Origin of the sequence: Alkalihalophilus lindianensis (genome assembly GCF_032843265.1) — a bacterium.
Classification (GTDB): Bacteria; Bacillota; Bacilli; order Bacillales; family Bacillaceae_D; genus Alkalihalophilus; species Alkalihalophilus lindianensis.
On the sequence record NZ_JAWJBA010000001.1, the window covers coordinates 165,976 to 189,482 of the forward strand.

At 40.0% G+C, this 23,507-nt stretch carries 21 protein-coding genes; 13 read left to right on the forward strand and 8 right to left on the reverse strand.

Annotated elements, in window-relative coordinates:
* The first annotated feature begins 104 nt into the window (after window positions 1-104).
* Window positions 105-848: a PAS domain-containing protein gene (locus tag RYX56_RS00975; RefSeq protein ID WP_317120271.1), complete on the forward strand. Its 744-nt coding sequence runs from the start codon at window positions 105-107 to the stop codon at window positions 846-848.
* Window positions 849-904: 56 nt separating this feature from the next.
* Here the strand turns inward: RYX56_RS00975 and guaC are convergent, their stop codons facing one another.
* Entirely contained in the window at window positions 905-1,888 is a 984-nt protein-coding gene (guaC, locus tag RYX56_RS00980; RefSeq protein WP_317120272.1) for a GMP reductase, read from the reverse strand.
* Window positions 1,889-2,126: 238 nt separating this feature from the next.
* Window positions 2,127-2,855, reverse strand: coding sequence for a MerR family transcriptional regulator (locus tag RYX56_RS00985; RefSeq protein WP_317120273.1), 729 nt, complete (start codon window positions 2,853-2,855; stop codon window positions 2,127-2,129).
* A 172-nt stretch (window positions 2,856-3,027) separates the two neighbouring features.
* On the opposite strand from RYX56_RS00985, the gene RYX56_RS00990 reads away from it, so the two are divergent.
* The 3 genes from RYX56_RS00990 (at window position 3,028) to hpaB (ending at window position 6,115) form a co-directional block, all read left to right on the forward strand.
* Complete coding sequence (locus RYX56_RS00990) at window positions 3,028-3,522, forward strand: hypothetical protein (RefSeq protein ID WP_317120274.1); 495 nt, start codon at window positions 3,028-3,030, stop codon at window positions 3,520-3,522.
* Window positions 3,523-3,540: 18 nt separating this feature from the next.
* Window positions 3,541-4,440 carry a phosphotransferase gene (locus RYX56_RS00995; protein ID WP_317120275.1) on the forward strand — a complete coding sequence of 300 codons (900 nt, stop codon included), beginning with the start codon at window positions 3,541-3,543 and terminating at the stop codon, window positions 4,438-4,440.
* 229 nt (window positions 4,441-4,669) lie between these two features.
* A complete protein-coding gene (hpaB, locus tag RYX56_RS01000; RefSeq protein ID WP_317120276.1) occupies window positions 4,670-6,115 on the forward strand; it encodes a 4-hydroxyphenylacetate 3-monooxygenase, oxygenase component in 1,446 nt (481 codons plus the stop codon).
* Between the two features lie 67 nt (window positions 6,116-6,182).
* Here the strand turns inward: hpaB and RYX56_RS01005 are convergent, their stop codons facing one another.
* The 3 genes from RYX56_RS01005 to RYX56_RS01015 all read right to left on the reverse strand — a co-directional run bounded on the left by RYX56_RS01005 (window position 6,183) and on the right by RYX56_RS01015 (window position 8,570).
* Entirely contained in the window at window positions 6,183-7,796 is a 1,614-nt protein-coding gene (locus RYX56_RS01005) for a hypothetical protein (RefSeq protein ID WP_317120277.1), read from the reverse strand.
* Window positions 7,797-7,981: 185 nt separating this feature from the next.
* A complete protein-coding gene (locus RYX56_RS01010; protein ID WP_317120278.1) occupies window positions 7,982-8,278 on the reverse strand; it encodes a hypothetical protein in 297 nt (98 codons plus the stop codon).
* Between the two features lie 16 nt (window positions 8,279-8,294).
* Entirely contained in the window at window positions 8,295-8,570 is a 276-nt protein-coding gene (locus RYX56_RS01015; protein WP_317120279.1) for a hypothetical protein, read from the reverse strand.
* 600 nt (window positions 8,571-9,170) lie between these two features.
* Between RYX56_RS01015 and RYX56_RS01020 the strand changes: the two genes are divergently transcribed.
* The 5 genes from RYX56_RS01020 to RYX56_RS01040 all read left to right on the forward strand — a co-directional run bounded on the left by RYX56_RS01020 (window position 9,171) and on the right by RYX56_RS01040 (window position 14,627).
* Window positions 9,171-10,955: an L-lactate permease gene (locus tag RYX56_RS01020; RefSeq protein ID WP_317120280.1), complete on the forward strand. Its 1,785-nt coding sequence runs from the start codon at window positions 9,171-9,173 to the stop codon at window positions 10,953-10,955.
* 5 nt (window positions 10,956-10,960) lie between these two features.
* Window positions 10,961-11,695, forward strand: coding sequence for a (Fe-S)-binding protein (locus tag RYX56_RS01025; protein ID WP_317120281.1), 735 nt, complete (start codon window positions 10,961-10,963; stop codon window positions 11,693-11,695).
* A 7-nt stretch (window positions 11,696-11,702) separates the two neighbouring features.
* The gene (locus tag RYX56_RS01030; RefSeq protein ID WP_317120282.1) at window positions 11,703-13,163 is read left to right on the forward strand and encodes a LutB/LldF family L-lactate oxidation iron-sulfur protein; all 1,461 of its coding nucleotides are present in this window, start codon (window positions 11,703-11,705) and stop codon (window positions 13,161-13,163) included.
* Window positions 13,132-13,824 carry a LutC/YkgG family protein gene (locus tag RYX56_RS01035; protein ID WP_317120283.1) on the forward strand — a complete coding sequence of 231 codons (693 nt, stop codon included), beginning with the start codon at window positions 13,132-13,134 and terminating at the stop codon, window positions 13,822-13,824. Before RYX56_RS01030 ends, RYX56_RS01035 begins: the two co-directional genes overlap by 32 nt.
* 68 nt (window positions 13,825-13,892) lie before the next feature.
* Complete coding sequence (locus RYX56_RS01040; RefSeq protein WP_317120284.1) at window positions 13,893-14,627, forward strand: FadR/GntR family transcriptional regulator; 735 nt, start codon at window positions 13,893-13,895, stop codon at window positions 14,625-14,627.
* A 70-nt stretch (window positions 14,628-14,697) separates the two neighbouring features.
* Here the strand turns inward: RYX56_RS01040 and ulaA are convergent, their stop codons facing one another.
* Genes ulaA through RYX56_RS01055 form a run of 3 tightly spaced genes read right to left on the reverse strand, consistent with a single transcriptional unit; the run spans window position 14,698 to window position 18,327 of the window.
* A complete protein-coding gene (gene ulaA, locus RYX56_RS01045; protein ID WP_317120285.1) occupies window positions 14,698-15,960 on the reverse strand; it encodes a PTS ascorbate transporter subunit IIC in 1,263 nt (420 codons plus the stop codon).
* Between the two features lie 2 nt (window positions 15,961-15,962).
* A complete protein-coding gene (locus RYX56_RS01050) occupies window positions 15,963-16,238 on the reverse strand; it encodes a PTS sugar transporter subunit IIB (RefSeq protein WP_317120286.1) in 276 nt (91 codons plus the stop codon).
* A 19-nt stretch (window positions 16,239-16,257) separates the two neighbouring features.
* A complete protein-coding gene (locus tag RYX56_RS01055) occupies window positions 16,258-18,327 on the reverse strand; it encodes a BglG family transcription antiterminator (protein WP_317120287.1) in 2,070 nt (689 codons plus the stop codon).
* A gap of 262 nt (window positions 18,328-18,589) precedes the next feature.
* On the opposite strand from RYX56_RS01055, the gene RYX56_RS01060 reads away from it, so the two are divergent.
* The 4 genes from RYX56_RS01060 to RYX56_RS01075 all read left to right on the forward strand — a co-directional run bounded on the left by RYX56_RS01060 (window position 18,590) and on the right by RYX56_RS01075 (window position 23,304).
* The gene (locus tag RYX56_RS01060) at window positions 18,590-18,769 is read left to right on the forward strand and encodes a hypothetical protein (RefSeq protein WP_317120288.1); all 180 of its coding nucleotides are present in this window, start codon (window positions 18,590-18,592) and stop codon (window positions 18,767-18,769) included.
* Window positions 18,770-18,796: 27 nt separating this feature from the next.
* The gene (locus RYX56_RS01065; protein ID WP_317120289.1) at window positions 18,797-18,994 is read left to right on the forward strand and encodes a hypothetical protein; all 198 of its coding nucleotides are present in this window, start codon (window positions 18,797-18,799) and stop codon (window positions 18,992-18,994) included.
* Window positions 18,995-19,136: 142 nt separating this feature from the next.
* Window positions 19,137-20,318, forward strand: a complete 1,182-nt coding sequence (locus RYX56_RS01070) for an iron-containing alcohol dehydrogenase (RefSeq protein WP_317120290.1) — start codon at window positions 19,137-19,139, stop codon at window positions 20,316-20,318.
* Window positions 20,319-20,577: 259 nt separating this feature from the next.
* The gene (locus RYX56_RS01075) at window positions 20,578-23,304 is read left to right on the forward strand and encodes a M14 family metallopeptidase (RefSeq protein WP_317120291.1); all 2,727 of its coding nucleotides are present in this window, start codon (window positions 20,578-20,580) and stop codon (window positions 23,302-23,304) included.
* Window positions 23,305-23,507 lie beyond the last annotated feature (203 nt).

The following is a 23,507-nucleotide window of genomic DNA, read 5'->3' on the forward strand; positions in this document are numbered from 1 at the left end:
ATAAAAGTAACAATATAATAAAATAATGTAGATTTAGTGGTTTTAATGTATCATAATTAATGTAGAGATATTACTAGTAGGTTAAAGTAGAAATGAGGATTGCCATGTATCGTACAGCGCTTGATCTAATAGAAGAAAGCATCATCATTACAAATGGGCAATTAGAAATTGAATACATAAATAAAGCATATGAAGAATTATTCGAGGTGCAATCAAGTGAGGTCGTTGGCCTGCATCTACATGAATTATTTCCTGATGTGCAAGAGGATCTTCGGATTGCTACAGAATCAATCAAAACCAGGAAAGATGTCGAATACAAACACGTCCCTTTTCACTGGAAGGGCCAAGATTTAATATTGAAAGTCTATACGAAAGTTAAATTCCATGATGACGGCGAGATTCATTTACTGATTACAAAAATTGAGGACGTGACGGAGCAGGTCCGTGCATCGCAGAAGGCAGAAGAGTTAATTAAGCAATTGACGATCAATGTTATTCCCCTTACCAAGCAAATTGGGATTCTACCACTGCAAAGTGTTTTACATGATTCTCAAAAGGAAATCATTTTACACGATACGGTCATGCAATGCCAAGCCTTAAAGCTCGACTGTCTGGCAATTGAATTTTCTTCTCTCAGATCAATAGATGATGAACTAGCAGAAATTATTGATCACTTAGTCAATACGTTGGCATTTATGGGGGTCACCGTCTTCTTATGTGGCTTGCATCCTACCATTGTACCTTCCATCCATAAAAACTACTCTCACTTATCCAAATTCCCAACATTCTCAAAACTGTACCAAGCACTTAATTATTTCAAGAAAGTAGAAGCTGATAAAAGCAATTAAAACAAAATAAGCCAGCCTTCCTAAACGTAAGGGAGGCTGGCTTAAACTAACAATAATTAAAAACTTTTATCACCGTTAAAAATGGAATTCTTCACAACAACATAATCTACATGACGAATGGCTTCTAGCGTCTTACCACCTGCATAAGAGATAGACGATTGGAGGTCTTGCTCCATTTCAACTAATGTATCTTTTAGTGAACCTTTATGCTCGACAATCATCTTCTTACCTTCAACGTTTTTCTTTTCACCTTTTTGGAACTCTGAAGCTGAACCAAAGTATTCTTTGTAGAGCTTTCCGTCTTTCTCAATTGTAATACCTGGGGATTCTTCGTGACCTGCAAAAAGGGAACCGATCATCACCATTGAAGCTCCAAAACGAATTGATTTCGCAACATCACCATGTGTACGAATTCCGCCATCGGCAATCACAGGCTTACTTGCTGCCTTTGCACACCAACGAAGAGCGGCTAATTGCCAGCCACCAGTTCCAAATCCAGTCTTGATTTTTGTGATGCATACTTTCCCTGGTCCTATTCCGACTTTCGTGGCATCGGCACCAGCATGTTCAAGCTCTCTTACAGCTTCTGGTGTACCAACATTACCCGCAATCACAAAAGTTTCAGGTAAGTGCTTTTTAATATGTTGAATCATCTCTATCACTGCATTTGAGTGACCATGTGCAATATCAATGGTAATAAATTCAGGAACTAATTGATCTTTCGCTAATTGTAAAATGAAATCATATTCATCCGCTTTAACTCCGACGCTAATTGATGAAATCAATTCACGTGACTTCATATCTTGAATGAAAGCGACTCGCTTTTCAGGTTCAAAACGGTGCATGATATAAAAGTATCCATCCTCTGCTAACGCAACCGCAATCTTTTCATCTATTATCGTCTGCATATTCGCAGGTACTACTGGCATTTTAAATGTATGTTTACCTAATGTAACAGTTGTATCACACTCAGAGCGACTATCTACTATACATTTTGCTGGAATCAGTTGAATATCTTCGTAATCAAAAACATTTTCCATGGTTACACCCCTAAAAACGAATATTTGAATTAGATCAATAAAAAATCGTTCGTACATTTGGTAATTTACATCATTTTCTATGAAAAGTCAAAGCATTTTTGGAGATTCATTCATAAACAGAAATAGACTGAGCATAAAAATTCCTTTGATGGGGATCTATTAAGAATGACCTCATGGGATGATCATTCCTCATAAAAAAGCTATACAGATCAGAATCTGTATAGCTTCTAAATAGTGGTCACGCTTTTCTTTTATCCGCATAAATTCCCATCGCATCACACATAAACTGGGCTAGGCCCACACCGAATTGATCGATGTTTTTTGTGAAGCGCTCATCTTGCACATACATTTGTCCCAAGCCTTTAAAGGCGTCTAGCGAGTAGGTACCGATTTTATTTAATAATGTAAACCATTTCCCAATCGCTTCTTGTGCCTCATCAGTAGAAGGGTCTAAGTGGCGGATCGCTGCAAGCTCACGGTAGAGGTTATTGATCTCATCTTGCTTTTCTTTTGAGAATCCTTTTGCTTTCTTATTCGCTTCATCAACAGCGTGATCACCATAGCGTTCGCGAGCCTCTTGTTCATAAGGATTATCACTAAAGTCAAAGCCTTCAAATCTTTCTTTTTTCGTCATCTGAATCTCTCCTTTCATATGTTGAATCGTTTTTTCCACCGTTTTAATCATTTGATCAAGTCTGTGCCGTTTTTCTAACAACATTTGTTTCTGGATGATGAGCGCCTCTTCATGGTCAAAGGAAGGGTCATCAAGAAGACCCTTAATTCGTTTTAGAGAGAAGCCAAGCTCTTTAAAAAACAAGATTTGCTGAAGGGTCTCTAAGTTTGCATCTGAATAAAGCCTGTAACCAGAGTCCGTAATGGTCTCAGGTTTAAGCAAATCCATTTCATCATAATGATGGAGGGTACGTACACTGATGCCCACGAGTTCAGCGACTTCCTTTACTCTCATTTATATCCAACCTCCCTTCAGAAATCATGTTAAGCTATCACGTTACGTGAGTGTCAAGAAGTGATGTCATATTTATTTTTGGAAGAAGAAACATATTACTTCATCTGTTCGTCTTATTGATAGTAGCGCATTAATGGGTCTTTATCCTATTAAAATCAAGGCGGGTGGTCAAATGGAAATACATCCTATTTTAGTCGTCTGTTTCATTATTGTCGTTGTCGGACTGGTCGGCTACTTACAAGTTGATCGAGTTATTGTTCAACCGACGATAGCTGAGGAAGAACAAGTATTTAGAGCCCCTCCTGAAATAACGATCACGATTAATAATGAGACTTATGAAGCAATTCAGGGAACTTACAGCTGGACTTACAAAAACAAAGATGGCTCAATCACAGGGAGAGAAGCAGATTCGGATGTGCCTTCAAGGTATATGGTAGATTATGAAGCATGGAATGTTCAGGCAGATACAGAGGTCGAAGTGAACTTTGACCGTCAACCAATCGACTATCATATTAAGAGGTGGGATGAGGATACACATACTTCAGAAAGCCATGAGACGATCGATTTGACAGAGCAAGAGGGAATCGCAATTTATGAAATCGTCGGACGTTGGCCAGAAGGTACAGCGAGTTATGCGTTTAAGTTAAATGTAGAAGAAATAGAATAGAGAGCAGGATGTGACCGAATGAATTCATTTATGAAAGAAAGCATTACTTTTTTAAAACAAGCGACTTCTATCATTCCTATTAAGAAAGGATTTTCTAGTGACGAGAAATTTGTCATTAATGAGACGTATTTGCTAAGGGTCTTCCCGAGCATGGATCTAGATAAAAGAAGAGAAGAGTTTGAGACGATTGATCAGTTAAGCACGTATTCTTCTTATATACCAAAAGCGATTGAGTTTAATGTGCTTGAGGAGATTGATAGAGCTTATATGGTTCTATCTTATATTTCAGGTGAAGACGGAGAAGAGGCATTAGCTCAATTGACTCAAGATGAGCAATACGAAGCTGGCTTTAAAGCAGGAAGAGAGTTGAGAAATCTCCATCAACTAGGAGCCCCAGCTCATTATCCATCATGGTATGAAATTAAAAAGAAAAAGAGTGATCGCTACTTGCAAGAATTACAGGCTGTTGATGTGGATGAGAAAGTAAAAGAAATGCTAGCATCCTATATAAATAATCACGAATTTCTTATGCAAGGTCGACCTAATATGTTTCAACATGATGATTTTCATCCATCTAATCTACTCATTTGCGATAAACAATTTACAGGCATTATTGACTTTCAACGGATGGACTGGGGAGACCCGATTCATGATTTGCAAAAGTTAGGATTCTTTTCAAAACAGGTGAGTGTACCTTTCACAAGAGGAAACATCGATGGTTATCATCAGCATGAAGAGATCGACGAAACCTTTTGGAAACTATACGGGCTATACAGTGCGATGCATGTTGTATCTGCCCTTGTGTGGGGATTGAAAATGAGCCAAAAGCAATATGATCTGTTGTTAAGTCGCTCGATGGAAGTCATTAGAGATCATCATCAGTTTAAGGCTGATATTCCTAGTTGGTATGAGGAATGATCAAGAGTGATGAAACAATACACGAGGCGTAGCTGACTAAAACGGGAAACGAACGCTTAATTTGAGTCAGCTTTTCTTTTTGGTATGAACGATTTATATTTCTACGGTTTTACATACAAATTGTATTTAAGCCTTATTAAAGAATACTTTATAAAAACAGTAATAATGTAGTAAAGGAGCAGTTTTAGAAAGTACGCAAGAATAGAAATCTTGTGGTGAGGTGAAGTGATTGGGTGTTATCAACGGGTCGGAATACATCAAGAGAATTAATCAATTAAATAGTGAGGTGTGGATCGAAGGTGAGAGAGTAACTGGCAACATATCCGAACATGCTGCATTTAAAGGAATTATCAAGAGCCAATCAAGATTATATGATCTGCAACACAACGAACCTTTAAAAAAGATGATGACGTATGAATCTACAAAGAGTGGAGAACGAGTGGGTGTATCTTTTTTACTTCCAACAACTAAAGAGGATTTAAAACAGCGTCGTTTGATGATTCAGGAGTGGGCAAAAACAAATGCGGGAATGATGGGAAGAAGTCCTGATTATATGAATACGGTCTTAGTCTCACTCGTTGCCTCCAAACGAATTTTTGAAGAAAATGAAAATTGCTTTCCTGAAAACGTTCTCTCATTCTATGAAAAGGCAAGTGAAAATGATTGGTCGTTTACCCATACTTTTATTAACCCACAAGTCGATCGCTCACCCTATCATCTTTTCGATGGTTCTGAAGAGCTCATTGCAGCGAAGATTGTAGATCGAAACAAGGAAGGGATTGTGATAAAAGGGGCTAAACTTCTTGCTACACAAGGTGGAATCACGGATGAAATTATTGTGTATTCGATAGCAGGGATCATTGATAAGTCCTATTCATACTCATTTTCAATTCCGAGTAACTCACCAGGGCTAAAGTTTATTTGTCGTCAACCGTTTGGTCAGAGTGATTCAACCTATGATTCGCCTTTAGGTGCTCGGTTTGAGGAGAGTGATGCATTAGTGGTATTTGATCATGTATTGGTCCCTTGGGATCGAGTATTTTATTATGACAACATCGAGGTAACAGACACCTTGTCGCTAAAAGGAGCCTTTGCAAAACTAGCCTTGCACCAAGTCGTATCTCGCCAAGTGATAAAAGTAGAATTTATTCTCGGTGTTGCTCAAATGATGGTTGATACCATAAACTCAGGTAATTACCAACATGTACAAGAAAAAATTGCAGAGATAATCGTAGCCCTTGAGACGATGAAAGCTTTTTTAATTGCTTCTGAGGCCGGTGCGACAAAAGAGAATGGATACATGCTGCCTGACCTGAATCCATTATACGCAGCCATTAATACCTTCCCACGTTTATATCCAAGACTTACCGAAATCCTTCAACTTTTAGGAGCGAGCGGGTTAGTCTCAATTCCCTCAGAAAGAGATTTTCAGTCTGAAATAAGAGAAGATATTGATCTATACTTACAATCTACCACCAAGAGTGCAAAAGAACGGGTGAAGCTGTTTCGACTTGCTTGGGATACATGCATGAGTGCATTTGGATCAAGACAAACATTGTATGAGCGTTATTTCTTTGGAGATCCGATCCGCTTATCCAGCATGTTATACCAAACGTATAATCGAATTGACCTTATGGAACGTGTGGAGAATCAATTTTTATCTGAAGACTATTAGCTAAAAAAGGCGTGCTCGATCGAGTAGATGTAGCCACGCCTTTTTATGTTTGTATCAAATTGCTGCTCTACTTCAATTCAAGTCCAAACACCAACCCGCCGCGACTTGCCACGACGATATAGTTTTCATAAACAGCTGGGGTGGCTTCGATATTTGAACCAAGATTGACAACATCTTTCACTTTTCCCGTCGATCCTTCAGTAAGGTGCATATTTCCTGCTGAATCGGCTTGAATAAGCATTGCTTTCCCGTCCTCTGTATAGACATCAACAGGGGAGGACCAGGCGTAGTGATCCATAGTGAGTCGCCATTCTTCTTCCCCTGTTTTTTTATTCAAAGCAATCATCAACCCGCCGTGTAACGTCTCATAGCGCGCAATGGTGAAAATAACTAGATGCTCAATTTCTTCTTTTCCGACAACCGGTGTTGCGAGCATGCCGCCATTTACAGCTGAAAGGGAGTAGGCCGGGTATTCCTTACTCCAAATGATCTCCCCTGATAGACCATCTATTTTTCGAATCAAGCAGTTACCGAAGGAGCCTTGCTGGTCCACTTCCGTCCCTGTATACAAAAACGGATGGTTGTCTTCCGCCTCAACAACAATGGTGGCATCGGTATCATCCGTTGGCTCTAGAGCGAATAGCGGTTTATGTTCGACTAGATCAATCGCTAAAACACTGCCGCCATTATCAGCAAAATAAGCAATGTTTTTATAGATGGCAACCGAATTTTCAATACCTTGATAGTGATTTCCTTGCACGTTATAACGAGCTTTCATTATATCTGGATCGACGGAAATCGTCTTTTCTTGAACGTTAAATTTTGTATGGAGGTTGGCATGATAAAAGAGACCGTTTTCACCGCCAAGGACCAACTGATCACTTTTCCGGTTAATTAAGGCAGCGCCATCAAATGCACCCCAGGCTCGGTGTGCAAAAGGGTCAACGCCTTTAATGAAATGAAGTTCTGAGCCGTCGATTAAGCTGAAAATCCGGTAGCCAATCTCGCTCTCTGGTATCCCTTGCCCTACATAGAGCAAGGGATAGCCACGGGGGTCAATCGAAACCGATCCTTTAATCGGCCCCCCAACTTTTATAGGTGGACGAGTGGCTTCGCCGGACTTTAGTTCAGCAAAATAAACGGAGCCATCGAGAGATCCATAGATGACTTCTGTAAAATTTTCTTGCTCTTTAAAATGATCATGAATATTCATGATGTCCCGTACATCTGATTTCCATTTCACAATACTTGGTTGGCCCGTCCACCCAGCTCCGCCTCCCCATTTGCGGTGAGTAGCGGTTCGAAAGCTCCATGCTGTATCGAGAGTGTAAGAAGAAAGGGATACCTTCCCGTATGAAGGAGCCGTGCGGGAGTGATTGCCCCGAAAGGTCAGAATCCCTGGAATGTCTGTATAGGTTTCAGGAAATAAAGTCGCTTCAAAATCTACTTCTCCATTTACTTCATATGTTAGAGTAGGAAGAATTTCTTTTTCGATATCAATTTCAGCGTAGGATGGTTTTATAGGTAAAAGCTTCTCTCTTATGTCCTCCTGCTTTTGCGCATGGTTATGAACAATTAATTTTTCATCAGCAGCAACACGCTCGTTAACAAAGGTGATTTGACTACAGCCGGCTAAAAGAGCTAGGCTGAAGCCTGATATAAGTAAAGGTCGCCATCTCAATAAAATCTCTTCTCCTCTCAGGTGAACATATTCTAATATATTGTAAAGGAAGGTTAGAGAAAAAGGTGACGAAAATTGTAAGGCGAGTATAAAAATTCATTGTATAGGTTTGAAAGGGTAGGGAAGTGGGTAAAGGGGTGGGAAAAATGATTAGACCGAGCATGAGCGCGCTCGGTCTAATGAAGTTATCTTAAACGCCTTGAAACAGCTTGAATGAATCTTACTAACAATCCAACGATCCATATACTTAATCCGAACATCAGCATCAAGACCCCGATAAATCCAGCACCGTACGTTTTTGTTTCACCAGGATTGACTACGTTTTGTACATACCCTGCTGCGAATCCTAGAAAAGGAGCTAAAATGGCAATCATGGCTCCCCAAACAATCAGGTTGATTTTCTCTTTAGAATAAAGAATGAAGCAACAGATGTTTAAAAGGAAAACGATCGCAATGAACAACCAGAGGAGATGAATATCCATAGCAACCTCCTAATCTTTAATAAAACGCTGCCATTGTAAAGAACACGATATAAAATAGCAGCGGACCGCCCATCATGAGTAAGCCTACATGAAAATACTTCTTGAAAAAATGAATGATGAACCCGACAGCCCATAACACAACTGGAATTAAGTAGCCAGGGGCAATAAACATCGGAGCGTCATCACCGTACTCCCCAATAAACCCAGTTGCAAACCATAACGAAAGAGGAACAATAATAAAGCTTGTTACAATTAAAAGTACACGTAGCACCATAGCTAAAGTAGAATTCACCGAACCCCTCCTTTTATCTATATATTACCATTTATACGGTAGTGTTCCATTTAAATGCTTGGACGATATCGAATGATGTAGCAATATAAATAGAATAAGCACAACCACCAAGGTTGTGCTTTGTGAAGCTTATTTTGTAAATTGTGTTAGAGCCTCTACTTTTTCAGGTAAATGCTTTTGATCAAAATGGTGGAGCTCTTTGAAATTTGTGGCACTGAGAAGATAGATACGATTGTTTCAATATGATTCATCAGGTTGGTGGATGAAAATTAGACATTGGCATGCTACAAGATAGAACAAGTACAATGTAGAATTTCCTTGTTTATGCTTTTTCAAACTAACGCAAGCTAACAAAAAAGTACTTCCAACAAAACTCCCGATAATTCTAGCAAATCCCCCAATTATTTTGCCTGTACATCAAATAGATGAATAATAAGAGTCGGCACACCCAGCCAACGATCATTCCCCAAGAAATAATTCCCACTTTTTAAAATCTACTATTGAAAATTCATACTATTTCATATATATTGAAAGCACTTACATATAAGGTCATCAGATGACCTTATGATCGTTTTGTGGTATAAAGGGGAGGGAATGCTTATGGGATTAGGTATATTATCATTGTTTGCACTTATTCCAATTTTGACTGTCTTATTGTTTCTCGTTATTTTCAGGTGGCCAGCTAAGCGTGCGATGCCAATTGCTTTTGTTGTAACTGTGCTTGTCGCGTTGTTTGTTTGGGAAGTGCCGGCTAATCAAATTGCAGCCGCAAGTACAAAAGGCGTGGTGACGGCACTTGAGGTGCTATTTATCGTCTTTGGTGCCGTACTCATGCTCAATACGTTGAAAGAAAGCGGTGCAATTCAGACGATTCGTCAGGGGTTTATTGATATTTCACCAGACCGACGTGTTCAAGCCATTATTATTTGTTGGTTGTTTGGCTCTTTTATTGAAGGAGCATCAGGCTGGGGGACACCAGCTGCGGTGCTCGCGCCATTACTTGTAGCTATCGGATTTCCAGCTATGGGTGCTGTTATGGTGGCACTCATCATTCAATCAACTCCGGTTTCATATGGAGCTGTAGGGACGCCGATTCTGATAGGGGTTCAATCGGGCTTAACCGGTTCAGAAAATGTAACGAATGCCGCTGCGTCTCTTGGAATGACATTTGAAGCGTATATCAAAATGATTGGTGGTCAGATTGCGATTTTCCATGGTGTTGTCGGATTGTTTATCCCACTGATTATGGTAACGATGCTTACATTGTTCTTTGGAAAAGAAAAATCAATTAAAGCAGGCATGGAAGTGTGGAAATTTGCATTATTTGCCGGGCTTGCATTTACGATTCCGTATGCATTAGTAGCGAATTTCCTCGGGCCCGAGTTCCCATCATTATTCGGTGGATTGGTTGGTCTTGCCATTGTTGTTCCAGCCGCGAAAAAAGGATTCCTTATGCCAAAGCGTACCTGGGATTTTGAGCATTCTTCAAAATGGGATCCAGAATGGACGGGTACGTTATCCGCCACTCGTATAACAAAAGCAACGATTAGTCCATTTAAAGCATGGTTCCCTTATATTTTAATGGGATTTTTACTTGTGATCACGCGTTTGAATACCCTTCCGTTTGGGGATTGGTTAAAGATGGTAAGCATTAAAGTTGAAGGCGTATTCGGGACACCTATTGATATTGCGAGTACACCGTTTTTCTTACCAGGATTTATTATGGTATTAATGTCTATTATGGGTTATTTCTTATACAGCATGAATCAATCCACATACGGAACAGCCGTTAAAAATTCAACAACGATGATCATTAGTGCCGCTCCGGCTTTATTATTTGCCGTTCCGATGGTGCAAGTGTTTATCAACTCAGGAGTAAACGCAACAGGATACACAAGTATGCCACTTATGCTTGCTGAAGGGGTATCGGAGCTAATGGGTCAAAATTGGCCACTTGTTGCACCAGCGATCGGTGCACTTGGAGCGTTTGTAGCAGGAAGTAACACAATCAGTAATATGATGTTTGCGATGTTTCAATTTGGTACAGCTGAAAATGTTGGGATTAATCCTGCTACCATTGTCGCCCTACAAGCGGTCGGTGGAGCAGCGGGAAATATGATCTGTGTTCATAATGTTGTTGCCGCGTCTGCAACAGCTGGCTTAGTAGGAAAAGAAGGAACATTGATTCGTAAAATGTTGATCCCGACGTTCTATTATGTCTTCTTTGCCGGAGCGGTCGGTTACATTGCCATTAACGGAATTGGGCTCAATATCGGTACGTTAATGGCGGCAATGGTATTGACCACGATCATATTCATTATCATCAAAGAGAATCGTAGAGAGAAGCACATAGAGGATATGAAACAACAGAAGTTCGGAGGTTGATCGATATGAAGGTTTCATTATTTATCACGTGTTTAGCTGATGTATTTTATCCAGGAGTGGGGAAAGACACGGTTGAAGTATTAGAGAGATTAGGGTGCGAAGTTGATTTTCTAGAGAAACAAACCTGTTGTGGGCAGCCAGCTTTTAATAGCGGCTACCACAAGGATACAAAAAAAGTAGCAAAGCATATGATTGAGACATTTGCTCATTCAGATTATGTTGTGATGCCATCGGGATCTTGTGCATCAATGATTTTTGAGTACGGTGAGTTATTAGAAGAGGAACCTGAGTGGCAAAAACGAGCTGAGGATTTAGCGAATAAGACGTATGAGTTTACACAATTTCTCGTACATGTCCTAAAAGTAGAAAAGGTTGATGCTAGTTTGAATGCGAATGCGACCTATCACACCTCTTGTCATATGACTCGCTTATTAAAAGAGAAGGAAGCGCCTTTTAAACTATTAGATCAAGTAGAGGGGCTTAATCTTGAGACATTGCCAAATCGTGAGGCTTGCTGCGGATTTGGTGGTACATTTGCGGTGAAAATGTCTCCGATCTCTGAACAGATGGTAGATGAGAAAGTACGCCATATTGAGGAAACAAAAGCTGAAGTCCTAATTGGTGCTGATTGTGGGTGCTTGATGAATATCGGTGGACGGATTGAGCGTAACGGTAAACCAGTTAAAGTGATGCATATCGCACAAGTGCTAAATAGCCAAGAGAAAGTCATGAAGGGGTGAGTGGACAATGCCAATGAAAATCGGGGACCCGAATTTTGATAACCGAGTGGAAAAAGGGTTGAAAGATACCTTTATGAGGCAGGCAGTCACATCTGCTCAAGAACGACTGAAGATGGCTAAATCTAAAGCCGAAGATGAGCTTGGTAATTGGGAAGAATGGCGTAATCTATCAGAAGAGATTCGTACCCATACTTTAGAAAATATTGATTATTATTTGCATCAATTAAGCGAAAACGTCAGCAAGAATGGTGGATATGTTTTCTTTGCAGAAACAGCAGAGGAAGCCAATGCGTACATCAAGGAAGTAGCAAAAAAGAAAAATGCGAAAAAAGTGATTAAGTCAAAATCAATGGTCACTGAAGAGATTAGTATGAATCAAGCGTTAGAGAGTGTAGGTTGTGAAGTGATTGAGTCAGATTTAGGTGAATACATTCTTCAGATTGACGATCATGATCCTCCCTCACATATTGTGGCACCTGCTCTACACAAAAATAGAGAACAAATCCGTGAAACCTTTCAACAAAAAAAGGGCTACACGAATTCCTCTAAGCCAGAAGAGCTCACTCTTTTTGCAAGAGAGCAGTTACGTAAGGAGTTCCTAGAAGCCGATATCGGGGTCACTGGCTGTAATTTCGCTGTTGCTGAATCTGGTAGCATTTCGCTCGTAACGAATGAAGGAAATGCAAGGTTGGCAACGACTCTGCCCAAAACACAGATTACCGTGATGGGGATGGAGCGGGTTGTGCCGACTTGGGAAGAGCTAGATATTTTGGTGAGTATGCTTTGCCGAAGTGCCGTTGGTCAAAAGCTAACAAGCTATATCACAGGTTTAACAGGGGCAAAAGAAGAGGGCGACCTAGATGGTCCAGAAGAATTCCATCTCGTTATTGTGGATAATGGTAGATCAAAAATCCTTGGCACCGAGTTTCAATCGGCACTTCATTGCATTCGTTGTGCAGCTTGTATTAATGTATGCCCGGTGTATCGTCATGTTGGCGGCCACTCGTATGGATCCATTTATCCAGGTCCGATTGGGGCAGTGTTAACGCCGCTACTTGAAGGATATGATGATCATAAAGAATTGCCATATGCCTCAACTCTATGTGCAGCCTGTACGGATGCGTGTCCGGTTAAGATTCCACTCCATGAATTACTCGTTAAGCATCGCCGAAACATTGCGGAAGAAAAGCGTACGACTTTATCTGAAACGCTTGCTATGAAAGGGTTTGGAATGGTAGCGAGCTCACCATCGCTTTTCAATATGAGTACACGAACAGCTCCAATGATGCTATCCCCTTTTACCAAGGATGGTTCGATCAAGAGTGGTCCAGGGCCATTGAAGTCATGGACCGATATCCGAGATTTTCCGGAGAGTAAAAAAGAGAGATTCAGAGATTGGTTTAAGCAACGTGAGAGCAAAAAGGGAGGGACTCATCATGATTCAACATCGCGAAACATTTCTCAATAATGTAGCTGAAAAGTTAGGAAGAGAGCGTCGAACAACAGGAGTCGTTCGTCCGAATTATCGCTATAAGCCACAGCTTGATGTGATGAAAGATCATACACCTGATGAGCTCGTCTCCGTTTTGAAAACGCAGTGTGTAGCGATTCATACAGACTTTAAGGAAACGAAGCGCGACGGTTTGGAAGCTGTGATTGATGAAGTGCTTGGTGAGTTTCAGGCGACCTCTGTTATTACATGGGATGACCCAAGATTTAGCGAGTATGGATTGAGTCATTTCCAAGCAAGGGAAGAAGTTGACGTATGGGATACAGGTAGTGAGAGTCAATCGGTGGAACTCGCTGAGAAAGCTGATATTGGGATCACCTTTGCCGATTACACATTAGCTGAATCCGGGACGGTTGTCTTGATTAGTGATCAAGGAAAAGGACGTTCGGTCAGTCTGCTTCCAACGTATTATATTGCGATCATTCCAAAGAGTACACTCGTTCCTCGTATGACTCAAGCAACGACGGCGATCCATAAGATGTCTAAAGACGGCAACCGGATCCCTTCCTGCATTAATTTCATTTCTGGTCCTAGTAATAGTGCCGATATTGAGATGAACTTAGTCGTTGGCGTCCATGGTCCGATTCGAGCTTGTTATATTTTGGTCGTCGATATGTGAAAAGGAGGCTAGTAGTGCGATGCCACTGCTGGCCTTCCTGCGTTTATGCTATAATGAAGGTAACTGAAATGAACGAGGTGCAAGGAATGGCATTTAAACAGGTGCAAACAAAAAAGGTATCCGAAGTAATTCGTGAACAGCTAGAAGAAATGATCCGTGAAGGCGAAGTGAAGCCTGGAGAAAAGCTTGATTCAGTTGAAAAGTTGGCAAAAGAATTTAACGTCAGTCGTTCTGCTGTAAGAGAAGCACTTAGTGCACTGCGCGCCGTTGGATTGATCACGATTCGCCAAGGCGAGGGGACCTTTGTTAATAAATATGATTTCTCTAATATGTTCGCTCCAGTGACGGTGGAGCGGATTATCTCAAAGCAAGAGATGCTTGAGCTGTTTCAAGTACGAAAGATCATCGAAGTCGGAGCGGCAAGCCTTGCTGCTTTATACCGGACCGAGGAAGATCTTCAAGAGATGAAGACGGCTCTAGTGGAAATGGAGCAGGCTGCTGGAAATGAAGACCTCGGGGAGAAAGCAGATGTGAAATTTCATCTCGCATTAGCAAGAGCAACCGGCAATAGTATCTTAAAGGATATGATGCAGCAGCTATCAGATACATTAGGCAAAACAATGTATGAAAGCAGACGAATTGGCTTGTTTTCAGATAAGCCAACCTTTGACCGTCTACAAGTCGAACATGAAGCGATCTTTGAAGCGATCGAAAATCAAGACGCAAACAAAGCAAATGAAAAGATGTTAGAGCATTTGAAGAATGTGGAGAATACATTAATTGCTTATCATCAGGATAAATAAAGAACAAGCATCAGTCGAGTGACTGATGCTTGTGTTTGTTTGGTGAATCTCTACTTTTTAACACGTGTATTTAATTAAACAGACTCATAATCCATCCAAGTAAAATACCCACAATACCAAAATCGGAATCTCCAAAAGTTGTTCCCTCAAACCCTATTGAACCAAGGACAGGTAAAAGGAGAGCGGGTAAGAAACTAATCAGAATTCCATTGGTGATCGCTCCCAAAATAGCGCCACGTCTACCACCCATCGCATTACCAAATACTCCGGCAGCTGCTCCTGTAAAGAAATGAGGTACTAACCCAGGAACAATTAATGCCAGACCGAACACAGGTAAGATGAACATCGTTCCTAATCCTGCCATAAAACTAAAGAGAAATCCGATAATCACTGCATTTGGAGCAAATGGAAAGACAATAGGTGCATCCAAAGCAGGTTTTGCATTTGGAACAATTTTGTCAGCAATTCCTTTAAATGCTGGAACGATTTCAGCAAGTAGCATACGAACCCCTGCAAGAACAACATATACACCGGCTGCGAATGTAATGGCTTGCATGAGCGAGAAGATAATGAAGTTCATTCCCTCACTTAGTTCAGTTTCAACGTAACTGGCTCCGGCGAATAAAGCAACAATGATAAATAAAATGGCCATAGTTAAGGAAACAGCTACGGACGTATCTCTTAAAAATCCAAGTGATTTAGGTACTTTAATATCTTCAGTTGTTTTTTCTTTATTTCCAAAGTACTTCCCGATCGTACCTGATACAAAGTAACCCAAAGAGCCGAAGTGACCTAGTGCTATATCATCGTTTCCTGTTATTTGTCTCATGTATGGTTGAAGGATCGCAGGGAAGAATACCATTAAGGAGCCTAAAATAATCGATCCTGTTACGACTAAAGGTACGCCACTCATTCCACCTGTACTTAAAATAACGGCAATCATACAAGCCATAAATAGTGTGTGGTGTCCTGTTAGGAAAATATATTTAAATGGGGTAAGACGAGCAATAAGAATATTTGCCACCATACCAAATAACATAATCATGGCTGTTTCGGTACCAAAAGCTTGTTGAGCAACAGCTACAACGGCTTCGTTGTTAGGAATAACCCCTCTAATATTGAAAGCCGTTTCAAACATTTGTGAAAAGAAGTCAAGAGAGGAGATAAGCACTCCTGCACCTACCCCAAGAATGACAAAACCCATAATGGTTTTTAATGTGCCAGAAACAGTATCAGCAGCATTCTTTTTTTGGAGTAGTAGGCCTAGTAGGGCGAATAGCCCTACTAGTATGGCGGGAGTTCCTAAGATGTCATTCATGATTAATTCAGCCATTATTATCCCTCCGTAACGATGTGTTTTTGTAGTGCATCCTTCAATTCTTGCTGGTTTAACAAGTTAATAAGTGGAATAATCTTACGATTGCCATCATCTAAGTTTGAGATGATATCTTGAGAACCAATATAGTAATCTGCTGGTTCCGTTTTAGAAGTAGTTAGGTCAGTGTGAGAAACGTCTGCTTCAATTCCTAACTCACCTAAAGCTTTCTTTACATTCATTTCCACGATAAAACTACTTCCTAATCCATTTCCACATACAACTAAAATTTTCATTTGTAATTCCCCCCTGTAATTAATTTGAATAGCTATCTATTAAATTTTGAATTTCAATGACATCTTCACTATGAAGCAACTTCTCGATATTTCCCTCATCAGATAATAGGGTTGTTAATTGAGATAGGGCTTTTAAATGTGTTTCATTATCTGTAGCGGCTAATACGAAAAGTAGCGATGCTTGGTGCCTTTCTTCTTCGGAAAAAGCGATTGGCTCATTCAGCTTAAGAAGGCTCATACCTAATTTACTAACACCTGCTTCGGGTCTAGCGTGCGGAATAGCGACATGTGGTGCAATAATGACATAAGGTCCTAATTCATCAATGTTTGCGATCATCGCGTCAATATACTTTTGACTGATTGAGTTGTTTTCAAGTAATGGAGACGATGCAACCTCTACCGCCTCTTGCCAGCTACTAACTTTATCTACGATTTGAATAGATGAGCGATCAATAATTTCGTTTAGCATAGGTTTGTAAAGCTCCTTTATTTGTAGATGCTTATTAGAAAGAATGTGTTCAATCTCGATTAGCAATTGTTTTTCGTTGTGGATATGAGCGTGCTTTTCAATTGCTTGTAACAGTTGATTCACCTGCTCTGTTCTAGAAGAGGATTCTCTTTGGTATAACAACCTATTTACATTTGTTAAAAGACGTTCTTTTTCCACATCATTAAGAATCGCATTCACATGAAATGTAGGTAAGGTTTGTTTTTTTAGGGAAACGGTTGTAAAAATAAGTTCAGCATTATTTAATGTCTCGTCTAAAGATGTCACGACTTCAAAGTCAAGCGTTGAGAATAATGCTTCTAACTGACTTTTTAAAATTTGAGACGTTCCAATACCACTTGAACATACGATCAATGCGCGTTTTCTTGTCGCCGGTTGACTTCCTTCTTTTCTCATCCATCCACCAAAGTGCATCGTGATGTAGGCTATTTCATCCTCATTGATTTTTGTGCCAACAAAAGTTTCGAGATGAGAGATGACTTTTTTAGTGAGTTCAAAAACATCACCATACTTTTCTTTAATTGAAGCAGTTAAAGGGTTTTTAGCTAAAATTCCATACTTGAGGCGATAATAAGCTGGCCTGATATGAATTAGTAAATTTTCTTCAACTGCTCGGTAATGCTCAAACTCGATACATGAATATCTCTGGAAATCAATGACCATCTTTCTTACAACATCTTCGAGTCCGTTGACAGTGCCAAGAGGACTTTCTGATTGACTTCGTAAACTTAGCAAGAAAATCGTGAAATAAAAAATTTCTTCTTCAGGTACACGAATTTGATAGGAATTGAGTATTTCCTTACTTAGTAATTCAGCTCCCTTATAAGCGGGGCTTGACTGTAATGCTAGTTTTTCATCACTCTCTACTGAGATGTTTTGCTCTTGCTTGATACGCTGTAAGATAAAAGCGATATGCCATAAGAGCTCGCCAGTTGACTCTGGGTTTAGCTGAACATTTAATGTAACCTGCATAACTGTTAATAAGTCAGCATTACGCTCAACAGTTTCTAATAAACTTGGATTTGCTTTTTTCCAAACTGATATCAAATTCTTGGAAAATTCATTTTCATTTTGAAACTCAAAAGCATCAACAAACCATTTACGAAGCTCAAATTCAGGTCCATTAATAAAGTATCCTTTACTACGCTCAAAATGGATGGTTAGTCGAAATGGTTTTGACTGTTGCTTAATAGCTTTTAAATCATTTAGACAAGTATTTCGACTAGTTTGTGTTACAGCCATAAAATCTTTTAAATAAACAGGGTCACTACTAGTAAGAAGCATGAGTAGAATTAATTTCTGCCGCTCATTTGCAGTATAATAATAATGAACTTCTTTATTAATCTTCACAGAGTTTGGTATTTTTTCTTTTGCAGAGCTTGTTATAAAAATACCTACAGATTTTACATGTTGAACTTCATCAAGCTCATTTTCTTTTAGCCAATCATTTACTTTTTCAAGATTGTAATAAATTGTTCTTCTTGAAACACGCAAACTTTTGCTTAGCTCTAAAATAGACACGGGAGCCTCTTTTAGCACAAGAAGTTGCAGTAATTGGGTACTTCTTTGATCTAATGCCATATAAATCCATCACCTTTTCCGTATATGCTAGCTAGCTGTTAGAGATTAGGTAACTGAATTGAATTGCTTACTCTAATCATAATTGAATATAAAAAGTTTGGAAGTCCGAATGATGAACAACAGAGTGTGCAAAATTGGACTGATACAAACAATAATCGGATACTATAGGTTTTACAATGACAGCGTACTTTTCATTCGGTATGATAAGTAAAGAGATGTTATTATTTCTCAAAAGATCCTAGATTATTAGAAGGTGGTCAAATTGAATAAAAAACTTACTATTTTACTTTCGGTTATAGTCGTCTTTAACAGTATTAGATACATAATGGCGATCCAAGGCGGTTCAGACTCTAATTATGATTACGTCATGTTAGCTATTAACTTACTTGCCTTACTGTTTTTTGCATTCAGCTTACGAAATAAAAAGTGTGAAGAGAAGTAAGCTTTTACATATTGAAGGAGAGGTTGGATGAAAAAGAATCTACTAGTCATGTTACTGGTGCTTAATGTGGCGGTGCTTGTCGCTGTATTCCTCCTTGGCACCCAATCCTATTTTCATAGTAAAGAAGTACAGAGCCTTACAGAGGGGTGTCGCGAAGTTGGGGGAACACCTCTATTGGAAATTGACACATTTGTGTTAGCGTATTCGTTTTCTTGTGAGAAGTAAGAAAGGGTTCTATCGTTTTTTAAAGCATGAAGAGGGTTTGATAGTAACTAAATAGAATCTTTTTATTGAGTGAGTCTAAAGGTTTAAACTGATTAGATAGAATCCACTTTTAAAAACACAAAGATTGAAAGGTGGGAGTGCAATGAGTTTTTCAAAATTGGTTTTTACTCCATTAAGCTATGTAGGTTGGGGGTCTTTAGAGCAATTAGTACCAGAAGTGCAAAACTATCAACCAAATAAAATTTTAGTTGTTACAGATCCACTCCTTGTGAAAATGGGTATCGTTGAACAAGTGACTTCACCACTTGAGGGATCAGGCTATGAGATTACATTGTATACAGAGGTAGTACCTGAGCCGCCGTTACAAACGAGTGAGAAGCTTGTTTCATTTACAAGAGAAGGTCAATTTGACATGGTCATTGGGATAGGAGGTGGGAGTGCATTAGATTTGGCAAAGCTAGCTGCCGTCTTAGCTGTTCATGAGGGGGAAGTGGCCGACTACTTACATTTATCCGGAACGAAGAAGATAGATAAGAGAGGATTGCCTAAAATCTTGATTCCGACCACATCTGGGACAGGGTCAGAAGTAACCAATATTTCGGTCCTTTCGCTTGAAACGACTAAAGATGTCATTTCACATGATTACTTACTAGCTGATGTGGCAATTGTCGATCCGAAACTGACAATTTCAGTGCCACCGAAGGTAACTGCTGCAACAGGAGTTGACGCTCTTACCCATGCAATTGAAGCGTATGTTTCTGTCCATGCAAGTCCGGTAACAGATGGGCTTTCCCTACAAGCCATTCGCTTAATCGGACGTTCTCTTCAAATGGCCGTGCATAACGGGGAAGACAAACAGGCGAGAATCGATATGAGCAATGGAAGTTATTTAGCCGGTCTTGCCTTTTTTAATGCGGGTGTTGCAGGCGTTCATGCTTTGGCTTATCCACTTGGCGGCCAATTTCATCTTTCACACGGGGAATCAAATGCGGTGCTTCTGCCTTATGTATTGGCCTATATTCGTAGAAGCTGTCCTAAGCGGATGGTTGATATTTTAGAGGCATTAGGAGGGACTGCTTTCAGTTTATCCACTGAAGAAGCTTCGTATATATGTGTTGAAACGTTGAGGAATTTGATTGACGAAGTAGGCATCCCTTCTAAACTAGCTGACTTCAACATACCAGAAGCAGCACTAGATGGCCTCACGAGAGATGCGGCAAAGCAAAAGAGATTATTAGCCCGCAGCCCACTTCTGCTTAGTGAGGAAGACATTCGTATTATTTATCAAGCAGCTTTTGAAGGGGTTATTAAGGAACGATCATAGGAGATGGAGAGACTTGTGAAAGGTCTCTCTTTTTTTCGTTATACAAACAGGTGCATATATTATGCAGTCAGATAAACAATAAAGTCTTGTAATTAATTGTTGAAATAGAGTATTCTATGTCGTTCATTATACCTATTTTTGTATATTAATGCAGTTAAAAAGTACCTTTTGTCACTAAAGTTATTACGGATTCCGGAATGTTCTGCTATATTTTAATAGTTCAGAATCTATTAAACGGTGTGAAAGGTAGGGTAAATCTATGAATATAAAAAAGGTAATGATAGGCTGGTTAGCACTTGTTATGGCGATAACATTTGTTTATCCTACATCCCTTACGGCAACGGAACAAACGGTTGTAGAAGCTAGTGAAGTAATCGAATTAGACGTAAGTAGGTCACTCTTTTCTTTGACTGAATTACGCACAGTCGAAATAAGTGCGGATTTCGGTGAAGAGGTCGACCTAGAGCAACTTGAGATTCAGTTTGGTGGAAAGAGTCTTTCTGAGTGGAAGAAATGGAGTGGTGGAAGCAATTATGAGGGTGAGCCTTTCATTAACGTCATTGAAGGTCCTTCGTATGTGGATGGTACAACAGAGGTAGGGGCTACTGTAGAGTTTGGCTTACTTTATAATACGTCAAACCTTTCTAACCGTACGATTCGTACACAGTACCAAGACTTTATTGGAGACTATGAATTTGCATTAGTTGATCCGATAAGTGGAGAGAAAGCTGCAACGACTGTTACGTTAAATGTGTATGATGAATTTTTGTTTTATGATGAATTAAAGCCGGCGATTGATGAAGTGTTTGCTAGTGTTGAAGCAGACGGTGAGAATGATCGTTATCTTGAGTACCAAAAAGTAGGTGAGTCTGTTGAAGGGAGAGACATTCATTTTGTCATCCTTGCAAGAGACGAGGCAGCAGTGGATAAATACTTAAATGAAACATTGCCAACAGCGTTAGAAGACCCAGCACAGTTACTAGAGAAACTAGAAAATGGCACAATGGGAGATTACCAGATTCCGATTTGGTTTAATAATATTCACCCTGACGAAGTGGAAGGGGTGGACGCACAAGTTGAACTGTTAAAGAAATTTGCATTAGAAGATGAGGTTACATTTACAAACACAGATGAAAACAACAATGAGTCTCCAGTGACGTTACATATGGATGGCGTTCTTGATGATGCGATCTTTTTATACATGTTCACCAACAATCCTGATGGGCGTGTGGCGAACACAAGATCCAATGCTGAAGGATTTGATTTGAATCGTGATAATGCCAATCAAACGCAAGTTGAAACACAGCAAGTAAATGAACTCATTTCAAAGTGGACACCATTATCATTTGTCGATATGCACGGGTATGTTAATGGATTTTTAATTGAGCCTGGTACACCGCCTCATAATCCAAATTTTGAGTATGACTTACTGATTGATAATATGTTAGAGCAAGCACATGCGATGGGAAGAGCAGGTGTTGGAAGTTCTGATTTAACCTCTTATTTTATTGCGCAGCTTGAATGGGAGGACGGCTGGGATGATATGACACCAGCTTATACGGCGATGTATGCCATGCTTCATGGATCTCTTGGACATACCGTAGAGGTTCCAACATTGAGTCAAGATTCACTTCGTGCCATGGTAGGAGTGGGACTTGGATCCACTTTATACGTAACTGAAAATAAAGATGAGTTGTATAAAGAGCAACTTGAGATTTTCAAGCGTGGTGTAAACGGAGAAGATAACCGTGCTGTAGATGAGTACTTTGTTAACGCAGCCGGAGAGTCAATTGGGCGTGTACGAAATGGGGACGATAGTTTCTTCCCAGATTATTATGTGATCCCAACGGATGATAAGGCTCAGAAAAACATTCTTGAAGCTCATAAAATGGCTGAGTATTTACTTCGCAATGGAGTAAAGGTTGAAGAGACGACTCGTCAGGTTCAAGTAAACGGGACAACGTATCCTAAAGGCACGTATATTGTACCGATGAATCAAGCGAAACGCGGATTAGCTAACGCGGTTCTTTATAGTGGAGATAACGTATCAGACTGGAATGCGATGTATGACCCAGTGGTCGTAAACTTCCCTGCATTACGCGGCTTTGATATGGATGAAGTAAGAGAAGAGGGACTATTCAGTGGGAAGACAGCGGAGGTAGCTGAGGTTGTCGTTCCAACAAGTACAATTAAAGGAAATGGTCCAAAACAAATAATTAAAAACTCAACAAATGACACGGTGAAATTCGTCAACGCTGTTCTAGCTGATGGCAAGTCGGTTGAAGTGGCGACTGAAAGTAAAGGGAATATCGTAAAAGGTGATTACCTTGTAGAGACTGAAGACGTGCGTGCGTATGCGAATCAATATTATGTTGAATCTCATCCAGCAGGTAAAGGAGCAAATGTAGAAACACAATCCCTGACTCAACCAAAAGTGGCTGCTACAGGGTCTGATCAGTTACACTTCTCACTGAGACAGCTTGGGTTTGAACTAGTGGACGCTGGAGATGCCAATGTCATTGTAAGTGATGGAAGCAATTTTAATAGTGAACAGATTGCAGGAAAATCATTTATTGGCATTGGAGGTCGTGCTTTAAGAGTGGTTGAAGAGAGTGGCCTATTAACTGATTTTACAACGGCTCAAACGAGAGGGAATCACGAAGGTCTTGTAAAGGCCGATGTGAATGACCACCCATTAACAGCAGGCTATGAGGCAGAAGAGTTGCTTTATGTAACGACTGGAACATGGATTACAGACGTTCCGGAAGAGGCAGAGGTACTTGCTTCATTTAGTGAAGAGGATGATTTTTATCAAGCGGGATGGTGGCCAGGACATGAGGGAGCTAAGGGTCAAACGATGGCTTTTACTACTCAAGTGGAGAACACTACCTATACACTATTTGCCAACGATCTAGCCTTTAGAGGGCATACGGAACATAGCTATCGTCTATTAGCGAATAGTATTTTTCAATCAACATCAAATTAAATAAATGGAACCGCCGGGTGCTGTTAACCCGGCGGTTTTTTGATGAAAAAAAGTAGGTGAGATCCACAGATCCATCTACTTAGCTTCTATTTATATTTTATATTCTTTTACGGACCATTGTCGGTTAAGGTCTATGTTGGTATTAAGCTTTTGAGCGAATAACTCCGCTTCTACTAATTCTATGAACATCTTGTCATAGGGAC

Coding starts and splice junctions, on each gene's coding strand:
- RYX56_RS00975 (WP_317120271.1), top strand. CDS start 105: ATGTATCGTACAGCGCTTGATCTAATAGAAGAAAGCATCATCATTACA.
- guaC (WP_317120272.1), bottom strand. CDS start 1,888: ATGGAAAATGTTTTTGATTACGAAGATATTCAACTGATTCCAGCAAAA.
- RYX56_RS00985 (WP_317120273.1), bottom strand. CDS start 2,855: ATGAGAGTAAAGGAAGTCGCTGAACTCGTGGGCATCAGTGTACGTACC.
- RYX56_RS00990 (WP_317120274.1), top strand. CDS start 3,028: ATGGAAATACATCCTATTTTAGTCGTCTGTTTCATTATTGTCGTTGTC.
- RYX56_RS00995 (WP_317120275.1), top strand. CDS start 3,541: ATGAATTCATTTATGAAAGAAAGCATTACTTTTTTAAAACAAGCGACT.
- RYX56_RS01010 (WP_317120278.1), bottom strand. CDS start 8,278: ATGGATATTCATCTCCTCTGGTTGTTCATTGCGATCGTTTTCCTTTTA.
- RYX56_RS01020 (WP_317120280.1), top strand. CDS start 9,171: ATGGGATTAGGTATATTATCATTGTTTGCACTTATTCCAATTTTGACT.
- RYX56_RS01025 (WP_317120281.1), top strand. CDS start 10,961: ATGAAGGTTTCATTATTTATCACGTGTTTAGCTGATGTATTTTATCCA.
- RYX56_RS01030 (WP_317120282.1), top strand. CDS start 11,703: ATGCCAATGAAAATCGGGGACCCGAATTTTGATAACCGAGTGGAAAAA.
- RYX56_RS01035 (WP_317120283.1), top strand. CDS start 13,132: ATGATTCAACATCGCGAAACATTTCTCAATAATGTAGCTGAAAAGTTA.
- RYX56_RS01040 (WP_317120284.1), top strand. CDS start 13,893: ATGAACGAGGTGCAAGGAATGGCATTTAAACAGGTGCAAACAAAAAAG.
- ulaA (WP_317120285.1), bottom strand. CDS start 15,960: ATGGCTGAATTAATCATGAATGACATCTTAGGAACTCCCGCCATACTA.
- RYX56_RS01050 (WP_317120286.1), bottom strand. CDS start 16,238: ATGAAAATTTTAGTTGTATGTGGAAATGGATTAGGAAGTAGTTTTATC.
- RYX56_RS01055 (WP_317120287.1), bottom strand. CDS start 18,327: ATGGCATTAGATCAAAGAAGTACCCAATTACTGCAACTTCTTGTGCTA.
- RYX56_RS01065 (WP_317120289.1), top strand. CDS start 18,797: ATGAAAAAGAATCTACTAGTCATGTTACTGGTGCTTAATGTGGCGGTG.
- RYX56_RS01070 (WP_317120290.1), top strand. CDS start 19,137: ATGAGTTTTTCAAAATTGGTTTTTACTCCATTAAGCTATGTAGGTTGG.
- RYX56_RS01075 (WP_317120291.1), top strand. CDS start 20,578: ATGAATATAAAAAAGGTAATGATAGGCTGGTTAGCACTTGTTATGGCG.